This window comes from Vulcanisaeta sp. JCM 14467, from assembly GCF_001316245.1.
Lineage (GTDB): Archaea > Thermoproteota > Thermoprotei > Thermoproteales > Thermocladiaceae > Vulcanisaeta.
The window spans coordinates 54,004-66,001 of record NZ_BBDM01000010.1; the positions used below are offsets into that span (position 1 = coordinate 54,004).

The following is an 11,998-nucleotide window of genomic DNA, read 5'->3' on the forward strand; positions in this document are numbered from 1 at the left end:
GCCTGGTCCGCAGGTACGCTTGTTTTATTGTCAACTACGATAGCTGCCATGGCGCCAGGTACTGTCATTGGTTCCTGCCAACCCATCGAGATAAATCCAATAACTGGGCAGGAGATATTCATAAATGAGAGCAAAATACTCAATGCAATTAGTCAGTACTTCGTGGAGGTTGCGGAGTTTAGGAATAGGAATGCGACCTTCGCCCATGACTGCGTCTTCTACAACACGAACCTTGGACCCAGGGAGGCGCTTGAGTATGGCGTTATAAACTTCATAGCCACTGACGTAGGTTCACTACTTAATGAGATTAATGGCAGCACAATAAATGGAGTAACATACTACGTAATCAATCCAGTAATTACGTATTATCAACCAGGTGTTGGGTATCAGGTCTATGAGGTGCTCGTTAATCCGACGATTCAAAACCTACTGGCTGGTTTGGGCTTGCTACTGGCAATCATCGGCTTCGCAATAAGGCATTATTACCTAGCCGGGGTTGGGGTCATACTAATGATAATACCCATGCTCACGGGCCTATCCATCAATTGGCTCGGGCTGGCATTGCTAATTATTGGCTTAGCTGCAATTGCGATTGATGTTCATGCAGGCTTCACAACACATGCAGCACTATTCATAGTCGGTATAATACTCACGGCGCTGGGCATCATACTGCTTCAACCAACCTATACACCCCAGTCCTGGTTAATAGCCGCGAATCAGGTTGAGGCTAGAATCGTGCTTTACACGCTGATAGCCTTCGTTGGCGGGTTCGGCGGCTTCATAGCGTCCAGGGTGATAGACATAGTAAGGGCTAAGCCTCTCTCGGAGAGGCTTTATTGGCCCATTAACGATGTTGGTATTGCTATTGATGATATTAATAAGGATGAGATTGGCTATGTGAAGGTTAGGGGTGAGTACTGGAGGGCTAAGGCGCTTGAGAATGTTAAAAGGGGTTCCAAGGTCGTTATTGTTGGTATTGATGGCGACACGCTGATCGTGAAACCCGCCAGTTAGTTACGCTTATTAAGCTTAATAGCGTTCATTAGCGGGTAATGTCAATTAGGTATGACGTGAGGCCGAGGCTTGGTATTAGGCTTTCATTACCCGTGAATATACTGATGTTCATAGGATTCCTAGTAATATCGCCCCTGCTCCTATTTCTATTCCTAGTCCTAATCACCATTGGCGTACAGCCATTACTCGCACTAACGCTGACGCTGGGTTCTCTCCTAACGAGTTACATCAACGTGGTTATTGCCGAGGTCACCTACTACGTCCCATTTAACCCATTCATGGACCTCATGAAGCTGCTCCCAATGCCAATCATTATACAGAGGATTGATAAGTTATTCCTTGAGGTGAATATTGGTGGTGCCGTGATACCAACAATAGTATCAATATACTTAATAAGCACGTACTTAATCCACGACATGTTAATACTGGCTTCATTCATTGTATCCTTAATAATATCGTCATTAATAATATGGCAGAACGCCAGGCTAATACCTGGCATTGGGATCACACTACCGACGGCATTGCCGGTCCTTTTAACGCTAATGTTCACCCTAATATCCACGGCTGTATTCCACGCAAACCCACTGGCTTTTTCCTACAGCCTTGGTTCATTATCAACATTACTTGGTGCGGACATTCTCAATATTAGGAAGGTGATAAGGTTGATGAGGGGTTATGTATCGATTGGTGGTGCGGGAGTTTTCGATGGTATATACATAACGGGGCTCATGTCACTAATACTGGCCTCGCTTTACAAGGTTATTCTTTAAGCAATGAACAAGCTTTTAACCCCCATTGAATTAACCATTGAATGTGATGAGTTACAGGTCTACAGATGACAATGACGATGCCTTGCTGACTGACGCCAGGGGAATAAGGGCCGTGATATTTGACTTGGACGGTACCCTGGTGGACACGGTGCCCCTGCATGTCCTGTCATGGATAGAAACATGTAAGCGCCTTGGGCTTCCTGCACCAGCCATGGATTACGTTAGTACGTTAATGGGACTTAGAGCCCTCGACATAGCCAGGAGGTTATGTGGCGAGGAGGTTGCCGAAAGAGCCCTTGAGATTAAGAATGAGATATACCTATCATTACTGGGTAATGCCAGGGCAATTAACGGCGCTCCTGAGTTGTTAAAGTTCCTTAAGGATAGGGGCTTCATGGTGGGTGTTGTTACGTCAAGCTCTAGGAAGGTCGCCACTAGGGTTCTTGAGGTTACGGGGCTTAATAAGTACGTGGATGCCCTCATCGCTGGGGATGACGTTAATAGGGGTAAGCCTGACCCTGAGCCATTACTGAAAATACTCGGGTTATTAGGTCTTGGGGTGGATGATGTTGTGGTTGTTGGTGATTCGAGGTATGACGTTGAAATGGCCCTAAATGCGGGGGTTAGGGTTGTGTTCTTCCTGGGTAGTTACGACGATTCTCGGGTAATAAGTATTAGGGGCTTATTGGATATTATTGAGTACCTTGATCAATTTTCCAATTAAGCATTAATTTTATTAATTTTCCCTTAGTACTTATCGTAATGCTAACTCCACAATTTAATGTAATTATGGTTGCGGTGATTGCAATAGTCGTAATTGCGATAATCATTGCCCTACTATATAGATTGGGCTATCTTGGGGGTCGACGTGAAAGAAAGTCTCGGGGTGAAATACCGGGGCAAATAACCGAGTTGATCCCACAGTACAAGCCTGAACAAAAGGTTCAACAGCGCCAAAGGCAGTCCATCATCGCAGGAAGTAACTGCTGGGCAAGGTAGTAGGGCGTTACTTATTGAGAGCAAGCCAGCTGAGATTAGGCCTTTGCAAAGTCCCGAGAGACCTATTGATATTGAGAGGATTGAGAAGCTCATTAGGGGTATTGAGAATGAGCTAGTGCAGGTGCTTAAGCAAACCTCTGCGGATACCATGGACGTCATTATTTCAAGAATAAACGAGCTGAAGAACTATATCAATCAATTAGAGAGGCAATGTCTCATGCAGAACCCACCATTCACGCAAATGGGCTACGTCCCATCAAGCCTTTCAGAATTTAAGGAGTTATTTAGGGCGTCTTTCGTGGGTCTCATGAGGGGTAATGACATGGTTGAGTATACCGGGGAATTAAACATTGATGAGAGGCTGGTGAGGTCGGTCATTAATTATAACATGGATTTCATGGTGATGTATAGCAACAATAAGTACATTTATTTGGTGAAACATGATGATTACTCACTCATCCTATTAACAGATGAGTATCTAGACTCGGTCAGCAGTGGCTTGGTAAGGCTATTATTTAGGAGGTTCATCGATGAAGTACTTAAACCGCAGGGTTAATCCTCCTTAACCTACGCCTAACGGACCAGGAAATTCTCTTAATAAGCAGCCCAGGGCTGGGGTAGTGCGCTACGGCTTTAACATTATTGTTAAGTAATGCCTTAAATATGGATTCAGCGGTTAAGTCCTCGACCTCAAAGACCGTGTACGCAACACCAACGAGCTCAGGCACGTGCGCATCACTATTTGCAAGGCCTGGCAAGCCGAGCTCACTTGCTGCCCTGGCAGCTCTCCAATTAAATATTGGTAATGCACCGGCATTAAACACCTCTATTGCATGCCATTTATACTTCCTCACCCTATCGCCAATACCATGCCTCAGGATATCGTATGGGTGTGCAGGAACTGCAATGCAATTATTCTCGGAGACCCAATCAAGGATTTCTGGTATTAACCTTGGCACATCGTCACTACCCGGGTACTCCCTACACAGCACCAATACATCGCCATTAACGGTCCTTACCTCATTACCCACGATAAATATTAAGTTATTCCTACGAAGTTTTTCATCATTCCTTATAAGCTCTAACGCCTTGAGTGAGCCTTTGAATGTGTCGTGATCCGTTATTGACAATACACTTATACCCCTGTTTAGGGCGCTTATTATTACGTCCCTTGGTTCGCCCTCGCCATCACTGTATATGGTGTGTGTATGCAGGTCAGCCTTCACTCTTATTGGCATTTTTGCACCCTTTCAATTCCTCCATCAAATCCCTCTCAACAACCTCACCATTTGGCTCAGCCTCCTTAAATATCTGCGCCTCGTAAATCAACACCGAAGTATCCTCATCCAACCAACAATCAGGTGGTAAGAATGCCTTCATACAACCCTCATTTAGGAATGCCATGGAGTCCCAACAATACTCAACAGGAACCTGGGGAAGGAGCAACCCTGAGTAATAGCCCTTCTGAATAACAATGCCATGCCTACCAACCACGATCTTATCAGGGTAACTCCTTGGGTTACCCGGCTCAAGCAACTCAAGCGGGCTTAATATCGATACCTCAAAGGTTACCTTATCCAACTCGTTAATACTCATTGGCTCGAACCTCGGATCCTCAACGGCAGCCGCTATGGCGCTCCTAATAACACCACTCACCGTGTTATAAACAGCCTGTGGAAAGCCAATACAACCCCTAAGCTCACCCCTCCTGTCCTTACCCATGAAAACCTCTATTGTCGTGAACACGCCATACTTATCCTTAAGCAACTTAGGCGGTGTATCCTGCGGTGCCTGAATTATCTTACCACTACGTAGGTACTCCTCGACCGCTCTCCTAGCCAACTTGACTAGGAACCTCCCCTCCTCAATACTGTACGGTCTGAACATTACCACCACTCTTCTCTACTCTAGAGCTAAATAAATACACTATGCCCGTGATAATCCCCGAAAGAATAACGAGAGAAAGCATTAAGACGTCCAAAGCCCTATTTGTATCATTACCGATTAGGAATTGGCCCTTATCCATGAAGACAGCGTAGTAAATAAGTATTATGATGGTCACTATGAATAATACCGTGGCCAGTACTACGGTATACCTCATTAATCCTAAACCATGATAATTAAAAATATAAAAGTTACCGCCTACGAAGAGCCCTCACCCAATAGTGCCCTTATCTTATCATTAACATTCCTAAATACTTTAACATTGCTCAGGAATATTAGGTGAGCAATGTACTTATTTAATTGATTAAGCATGCCTATGAGTTCATTAACCTTATTAATTGGTAAGTCATAGTCGAGAAGCTTAACAGCCGTCCTCTCTGCCTCCCTAGCCTTGACCCTGAGCAGGTTGAGCAACGCGGTTGCCTTATCGGTGGGTATAAACCAGCCCAATTCCTTACTATCCAGCTCACACGCCTTACTAATTATCTCCTTGACAGGCTTAAGCCAAGTATTATCTCCAGTGGCTAAGTACGTGTTTAGTGCCGCGGTCATTGCAGCAATTATACCGAATTCATTATTACCAATCTCCCGAAGACCCCACTCAGCCAGTGCCTCAAGCTCGTCGAGCCTACCCATGAGTTCAATGGCTGGGTGATCCTTCCTAAGCCTAACATGCTTACCAAATACGATGACCTCGCTGAACCCGCCATCTCCTGGGCACCGTATTGAACCATCAATCCTCAGGCAATCAACAAACACATTAGTCATAACAAAACATGTAATTCATCATCGGGGAGATTAATATAAGTAGTATTTAATTTAATAATGCTATAATGGGCAGGAATTCAGTGGGGAGGGGTGGGCGAAAGTGAGCTTCACATGTAGTATATGCGGGAGGCGCGTATCGTTTTGGGAGGTGGCCTACATAGGGAATTCGCTCGTAATATGTAAGAGGTGTTACCCTGATTATTACGTGAAGCATTGCCCATTGGTAAGGAGGAGACTCGCGGGTGAGTTACCACAATCATGTAATTACTGCCTATACCGTGGTAAATGCGACGAGTATGTCAAGTCATCGCTCAGGAGCGGTGAATCAACGCAATAGACAAAACTTATAACTATACTGGGTCTATAGGTCATGAATGAGTGGACGGCCCTGGATCGTTGAGGAGCTTAACCGCGGTAACTACGGCGTCATGCGTAGTTCAAGGTATGGTGAGCCTAGGGGCTTCCTATGCTGTGAGTGGTGGTGTGAGGGTTACTGGGCATCATCCGGTTATTACGATCTATGCAATGAAAAACCAACAATACCGGGCAGGCCTAATAGTGTTCCCTCAATATTAAAGGGGCTTGCAAGTCCATCATCATTCCCAAGAAATAGGCTATTAATATCACTGTGGCCATTAATACGCAATACCGTGCGGAACTCCCTGAATAGGTCCTCAATAAATGAATTACCAAGCATCCCTGAGAAGGCATCAAGAATTAATGTTAATGCCGATGTATTGATCGTTGGTGGCGGCCCAGCAGGTCTCTCGGTGGCTAAGGAGCTTAATAAGCTTGGTTTGAAGGTCGTGCTAATTGAGGGTGAGCATTACCTTGGCGGGCACTTGATAGTTGATGATGCTGAGGTTAAAGACCTAGGAAGGGGTAGTGATTTCATTGGTAAGTTAAGTAAGGAGGTTAGCGACTCAGTCACTGTACTCACGGACACGGTTTTTGACGGCTTTCTTGAGGACGCAGTTATTGGGCATTCCAGGGACTTCTCAAAGCTATACGTATTCAATTACAGGTACTTAGTACTTGCCCAGGGCTTTCGTGAAGTCCCGCTTGTCTTCCCAGGTAATGGTACTCCACGCATGATGACCGGGTTGACAATACTTAAGCTCATTAAGTGGTGGGGCTTTAAGCCAAGGAGGGTTTTGGTGTGGGGTAGCGATGATTGGGGTGTTAGGGTTGCCATGAACCTAGCCCAATTAGGCATTGAGACTTACCTCGGCGATAACTCAGTCATAGTGAGGAGTGATTTGTATAGGAGTAAGGTTGAGTCCCTGGGCATTAAGACTTTCATTGGCATGAACATAGTCGATGCTAAGGACTCAGGCGATGGTTTAAGGTTGATTCTTAAGAATGTGAGGGGTCGTAAGGCTAAGGTACGGAGGAGAGAGGAGATCGCCGTCGATGTATTGGTGAGTGCCGTTAGGGTCCCCGTCATTGATTTACCTGCCCAACTAGGCGCACCCATTGTTTATGCACCGGAGATAGGGGGTCTCGTGCCTAGGAGGGGTTTCACCGGCGATCTCGGGCTTGGCAATGTCTACGTAGTTGGCGATGCTGGAGGATTATTACCAGAGTCCTTAATTATTAAGCAGGCTAGGATAACGGCATTGAGTATAGGCTCTAGGGAGGGCCTTGTGCCGAGTGACGTCCTTGATAAGGAATTGGCGGAGTTTAAGAGGGATTTAGTGACTACGAATTCCTCCTATTACAACGTAATCCTTAGGTTTGAGCAGGGTCTTCAGGGCGCTGGTTATTACGCCGAGCCTAACGTGGCTCACGCACCCATGTGGGCGGCGGCTGGGTCTGTGGAAGATGTGGAGAATGCATTGAAGAGCGCCAATAGACAGTACCTATGCTTCTGTGAGGATGTCACCCTGGACGATGTTTTAAAGGCCGTTAGGGTATTGATGCATGGTAGGGAGATTAAGGTCAGGGTTCTACATGGTGAGGAAGAGGAGTATAAATCGTTGAGGTTGCCGAGTATGGAGAGGATCAAGAGGGTTGTTGGTTTAGGCACGGGGCCCTGCCAGGGCAAGTTCTGCCTGGTCAGTACGAACCTAATACTTAGCTTTATCTATCAAAAGAAGCCTAACGAGATTGGTTTACCGAGGATTAGGTTCCCCGAGGCACCAATACCAATGGCTACACTTGCGGGTGGTGAATGATGAGTGAGGGTCGTGGTCTAATCTCGTTAACTGCAGATGCCGTGGTGGTTGGCGCTGGTATTGTTGGCTTGGCCGTTGCCTATTACCTGGCGCGTAGGGGCTTCTCCGTCGTCGTTCTTGAGAAGAATTACGTTGGTTCGGGAAGTTCCACGAGGAATGCGGGTAGGTATAGGGTTCACTTTGGGAATAGGGAGAATACGGAGTTCGCGATTAGGGCTATTAGAAAGCTTGAGTCGCTAAGTGGTGAGCTTGGTTGGAATGGAATCTTCGAGAGGCAGGGCTATCTTTGGCTTGTTAGACGTAAAGAGGTCCTTGAAAATTATGAGAAATTGAATGAGCAACTGTGGAAGCCCATGGGCGTGCCAGTTCAGATACTCACGGTTGAGGAATTAAGGGATAGATTTCCATACATTAATACCCAGGGCATAGTTGGTGCCGTCTATGGTCCGCAGGATGGCGCCTTCCACCATGACTACCTAGTGATGGGTTATTACGAGAGGGCGCTTGACCTGGGGGTTAGGGTTTACGAGTACTCTGAGGTTAAAGGCGTTGGTGTAGAGGATGGTAAGGTTGCCAATGTGTCAAGCAGCAATGTTTTTGTGAAGACTAAGAATGTCGTATTCGCAGCAGGTGCATGGACCAGTGAGGTCATGAAGAACACCCTCAATATAGATATCCCAATAAAGCCCGTTAGGAGGGAGATTGGGATTACCGAGCCTGTTAAGCCCATAATCAACACGTACATAATAGATACCGAGACAAACCTATACCTAGGCCAGACAATGAGGGGCGAAATCCTAGGCAGTATAGAGCTTGAAGGTGAAGAGGGTTTCCTACCTTATGGAAACACGTTGACTTGGCTAACAGCCTGGGCCAGGGAAGCCGTGAAGTTGGTGCCGAGCTTAAGGAAGATAAGGATAATGAGGATATGGTCAGGCTATTACGAGATGACGCCAGACCATAGCCACGTAATGGGTAGACTAAGCACGTGGCCCGAGGGTGTCTACGTACTGTCCGGCTTCTCAGGTCATGGCTTCATGTTCGGTCCCTACGCCGCCGAGTTATTGGCTAATTACATGGCCAATGGCGTTATTGACCCAATAATGAAGCCATTCTTACCTGATAGGTTTATTACGGGTAACCTGATTAAGGAATTGTTAGTCATTTAAAACGTAGACGGTGCACCTCGTATTTATTCATGTGTGATTTATGGAGTATCATTTAATTAATGTGTTTGGGTAATTATTAATCGTAACCAATTATTACTCATGACGATGGAGCAAAGCACAACAGACATTGCAATGAGTGTGAATAAGGTGGAGGCTGGGGTGAATGAGTTAATTAGTAAGTTAGCCACGGTAATTGATCCGAGATTAGTGACTAGGGAGCCGCCCGTGGACATCTTTGATAATGGGGACTCAATAATAATACTTGCTGATTTACCTGGCGTTAGGAAGGAGAGCATTAAGGTTAGGGTTGGCAATAATTATGTCGAGATAATGGCTGAACCACAGCCATTGCCGGCGGTCGGTAAGGCGGCGAGGGTGGAGAGGTTGAGTAATTTCAGGATTTATAGGAAGGTTGAGCTTGGGGTTAGGTTTAAGGTTGATGGTGCAAAGGCCGTGTATAGGGATGGCGTGTTGCAGATAATTATACCTAAATTAGGTAGTATAGCTGAGACGGAGGTTTTAATAGAATAGGTATGGGCAATAAATGGGTATTTCATCTCTAAAAACCACGCTATTAATAATTACTGATTTATTAAGATAAGGTATTTATAGGGGTCTAATTATTAGGTCGTGATGTCTATAGTGAAATTTGAGCCGGAGACCAGGAGGGTTCAGTTAACGGGTGGAGCCACCTTAATAGTTTCACTACCTAAGGAGTGGACTAGGCAGGTAGATCTTAAACCAGGTGATGAAGTCCTGGTAATACCGCAACCAGACCTTTCACTGCTTGTTGTGCCTAAGAAGATGGTTAAGGCGCCACTACTCGAGTCTTCGATAAATGTGACCCAGGACCTATCAAACATAGACCACCTTGAGAGGATATTACTTGCCCATTACCTATCTGGCTATGATATCTTCAGGCTCAATTTCGACATATCGACATTGAACCTTAAGAAGCAGGTCAAGGATATTGTACGGAGGAAGCTAACGGGCGTGGAGATCATTGAGGAAGGTAGGAACTCACTTGTTATTCAAAACCTCGTTAATGTGCCCGACATAAACATTAGGGACATAATAATTAAGCTCGGTAAGACTGTCGTAGGAATGATTGATGATTTGAGAACCCCAATAGAGAGTGGTGATAGGGCGGTAGCGTCAGACATAATTGAGAGGGATAATGAGGTTGACAAGTTCTACTGGCTCCTTAATAGGCAGTTGAAGAGGGTTCTCGTGAGTAAGCATGCCCTGAGCCTATCAGGTATTCAGGACCCGAGGAGCATTATTGAGTATGCAATAATTAATAAGTCGCTGGAGAGGGCTGCGGATCACGCCGTCAAGATAGCCCGGGAAATAGTGAACCTGGGCGATAAGTACGTTCTCCTAATACCACAGGAGCTTAGGCAGAAATTCAGTGAGCTCCTTAGTAAGGACTCCATGATAATGAGTAATATCGGTAAGGCAATGACCGAGAAAATAGATATGAGGGAGGTTAACTATATAATCGATATTGTTAAGTATGAATTACGGTCAGCTATCGACTCTCTAGACTCGTCACTGTCAAGCTATGACTTAACCGCACAGGCGGCGGCATCAGCTAGGTTAATACTTGATAGTATTTATAGGATAGCCGAATACGCATCAGACGTTGGAGAGGCGCTACTTAACCTCGCAATTGAACAGTTTGCATAAAATCAAGAAATTACTTAAGTTAATTCTTTTCAAAAACCATTGTTATTATATCCTCAAAGAAGTAATGAACGGCCTTAACAACCGTTAGTTTAAAACCGCATAATCCCATGTGGTAAGCCACGTCATCCCAATCAGATAATGATGATTGGGTGAGGACAACCGTGGAGGCACCGCTCCGGCATGCCCACTGTATTATTTGCTTAGCCAACTCATTGCCGCGAGGTCCACCAAATATTCTCCAATCCTCATGCCAATTACCAGGTAGGTAGGGAGGATTACTAACCACGATATCGACGTAGAACCTATCCCTAACCGCGTCCAGGATGTTCATAGTTACTACATCAGCATACTGATAAAGACCATTATCGATTAGGTTAATCTTCGTATTCGCTGATGCATTGGCATCATGGTCTACGGATAAAACCCAAGCAGCATTGTCTCTACTTACCGTCTCCTCTAACGCCGTTAGTGTTAATACGCCAGTCCCGGAGCCTACATCGATTATGCGCAGTGTCGTATTACCGACACGGTTACTTACGACCCAGCGAAGTAATTCAGTGGTTTGCCAGGAGTCCTCTGCAGGTGGATAAACATTATTTAATACTTTAATCCTCATGATTCACTTAAACAGTATAATGTATATTATTACTGAGGGTATCAATAGAAGCAGTGTCTCAAATAGTAGTGAGTATTCCATGGGCTTACCCGAACTCATTGATAATACCGTGGCGAGGATCACAAGGCTTACGAGTGGTAATAATGCCTTGAGTAGGGCATCAACTATCGAGAGTGGGTATGGCGGTAACCACGGGGTTAATAATGCCATTATCGTTGGGTATAGCGATAACGGTATTAGTGACGTCAAAATACCACTTAATAGTCTCGCATCAACGATCTCACTGCCTAGCAGGTACCTGTAAATAAGCAATGCAACACCCATGTAGGCCAGTAATGAGATTATAGTTATTCCAACGGGCATTACATTCACGCCCTCCACAAATACTAGCAGTAGTAATTCGTAATTCTGGAAAAAAGCCGTGATTAAACCAAGTACTATAATCACCATTGAATAAATGAGGAGCGTATTTGGCCCAAGCCTATACATGTTTATTGTTAATGGTCTCATTAATAATATGTTAGTTAATTCCTCAGTCCTCTTACCCAAATCTTCGGTCCTCTCGCCAGAACCCATTAATCCATCAATCCTCTCAATAATCATCCTTCCCTTACTCGTTATCTTAACGTACGGTCCATCCCTAATGATCAGGCCATTAGCCCTCAGAATCTCCACGTCGTAGTAAATGGATGACACTGGCGCATTAAGCGCCTTCCTGAGGTCTGATATCCTCATTGTGCCCTGACTAAGCAACAACCTTAGTATTTGCAATCTCCTTGGCTTAAGGACTATGCTGCTTATATCGTCGAAGTCCCTACTCATTACAGCAATACTTATAGAGTAAGTATAAAA

16 protein-coding genes are annotated in these 11,998 nt (G+C 45.2%); 10 read left to right on the forward strand and 6 right to left on the reverse strand.

The window, feature by feature from the left end:
* The first annotated feature begins 27 nt into the window (after positions 1-27).
* The 5 genes from JCM14467_RS09880 (at position 28) to JCM14467_RS09900 (ending at position 3,339) form a co-directional block, all read left to right on the forward strand.
* A complete protein-coding gene (locus tag JCM14467_RS09880) occupies positions 28-1,014 on the forward strand; it encodes an NfeD family protein (RefSeq protein ID WP_252901324.1) in 987 nt (328 codons plus the stop codon).
* A 38-nt stretch (positions 1,015-1,052) separates the two neighbouring features.
* Positions 1,053-1,784 (forward strand): DUF1614 domain-containing protein, encoded by a 732-nt coding sequence (locus tag JCM14467_RS09885; protein WP_054849999.1) that lies wholly within the window; start codon positions 1,053-1,055, stop codon positions 1,782-1,784.
* A 46-nt stretch (positions 1,785-1,830) separates the two neighbouring features.
* Complete coding sequence (locus JCM14467_RS09890; RefSeq protein ID WP_054850057.1) at positions 1,831-2,508, forward strand: HAD family hydrolase; 678 nt, start codon at positions 1,831-1,833, stop codon at positions 2,506-2,508.
* 65 nt (positions 2,509-2,573) lie between these two features.
* Positions 2,574-2,783, forward strand: coding sequence for a hypothetical protein (locus tag JCM14467_RS09895; RefSeq protein WP_252901325.1), 210 nt, complete (start codon positions 2,574-2,576; stop codon positions 2,781-2,783).
* A gap of 43 nt (positions 2,784-2,826) precedes the next feature.
* Positions 2,827-3,339, forward strand: coding sequence for a hypothetical protein (locus tag JCM14467_RS09900; RefSeq protein WP_054850001.1), 513 nt, complete (start codon positions 2,827-2,829; stop codon positions 3,337-3,339).
* Here JCM14467_RS09900 and JCM14467_RS09905 read toward each other — a convergent pair.
* The 4 genes from JCM14467_RS09905 to JCM14467_RS09920 are packed head-to-tail and all read right to left on the reverse strand — an operon-like array spanning position 3,323 to position 5,495.
* Entirely contained in the window at positions 3,323-4,021 is a 699-nt protein-coding gene (locus JCM14467_RS09905; protein WP_054850002.1) for a PHP domain-containing protein, read from the reverse strand. The genes JCM14467_RS09900 and JCM14467_RS09905 overlap by 17 nt on opposite strands.
* On the reverse strand, positions 3,999-4,670 hold the full coding sequence (locus JCM14467_RS09910) for a TIGR00296 family protein (RefSeq protein ID WP_054850003.1): 672 nt from the start codon (positions 4,668-4,670) through the stop codon (positions 3,999-4,001). Before JCM14467_RS09910 ends, JCM14467_RS09905 begins: the two co-directional genes overlap by 23 nt.
* Positions 4,648-4,884, reverse strand: a complete 237-nt coding sequence (locus JCM14467_RS09915; RefSeq protein WP_054850004.1) for a hypothetical protein — start codon at positions 4,882-4,884, stop codon at positions 4,648-4,650. Before JCM14467_RS09915 ends, JCM14467_RS09910 begins: the two co-directional genes overlap by 23 nt.
* Positions 4,885-4,925: 41 nt before the next feature.
* Positions 4,926-5,495 (reverse strand): ATP:cob(I)alamin adenosyltransferase, encoded by a 570-nt coding sequence (locus JCM14467_RS09920; RefSeq protein WP_054850005.1) that lies wholly within the window; start codon positions 5,493-5,495, stop codon positions 4,926-4,928.
* 100 nt (positions 5,496-5,595) lie between these two features.
* On the opposite strand from JCM14467_RS09920, the gene JCM14467_RS09925 reads away from it, so the two are divergent.
* From JCM14467_RS09925 to JCM14467_RS09945, 5 genes are all read left to right on the forward strand, one after another.
* Entirely contained in the window at positions 5,596-5,832 is a 237-nt protein-coding gene (locus JCM14467_RS09925; RefSeq protein ID WP_054850006.1) for a hypothetical protein, read from the forward strand.
* Between the two features lie 37 nt (positions 5,833-5,869).
* Complete coding sequence (locus JCM14467_RS09930; protein ID WP_054850007.1) at positions 5,870-7,672, forward strand: FAD-dependent oxidoreductase; 1,803 nt, start codon at positions 5,870-5,872, stop codon at positions 7,670-7,672.
* A complete protein-coding gene (locus JCM14467_RS09935; protein WP_252901326.1) occupies positions 7,669-8,841 on the forward strand; it encodes an NAD(P)/FAD-dependent oxidoreductase in 1,173 nt (390 codons plus the stop codon). The genes JCM14467_RS09930 and JCM14467_RS09935 overlap by 4 nt, the downstream gene beginning before the upstream one ends.
* Positions 8,842-8,940: 99 nt before the next feature.
* Positions 8,941-9,372, forward strand: a complete 432-nt coding sequence (locus tag JCM14467_RS09940) for an Hsp20/alpha crystallin family protein (RefSeq protein WP_054850009.1) — start codon at positions 8,941-8,943, stop codon at positions 9,370-9,372.
* A gap of 102 nt (positions 9,373-9,474) precedes the next feature.
* A complete protein-coding gene (locus JCM14467_RS09945) occupies positions 9,475-10,530 on the forward strand; it encodes a phosphate signaling complex PhoU family protein (protein ID WP_054850010.1) in 1,056 nt (351 codons plus the stop codon).
* 19 nt (positions 10,531-10,549) lie between these two features.
* On the opposite strand, the gene JCM14467_RS09950 is transcribed toward JCM14467_RS09945, so the two are convergent.
* Together JCM14467_RS09950 and JCM14467_RS09955 are read right to left on the reverse strand one after the other, a co-directional pair.
* On the reverse strand, positions 10,550-11,146 hold the full coding sequence (locus JCM14467_RS09950; protein ID WP_054850011.1) for a methyltransferase: 597 nt from the start codon (positions 11,144-11,146) through the stop codon (positions 10,550-10,552).
* A gap of 3 nt (positions 11,147-11,149) precedes the next feature.
* Positions 11,150-11,968, reverse strand: a complete 819-nt coding sequence (locus JCM14467_RS09955) for an ArsR family transcriptional regulator (protein ID WP_054850012.1) — start codon at positions 11,966-11,968, stop codon at positions 11,150-11,152.
* Positions 11,969-11,998 lie beyond the last annotated feature (30 nt).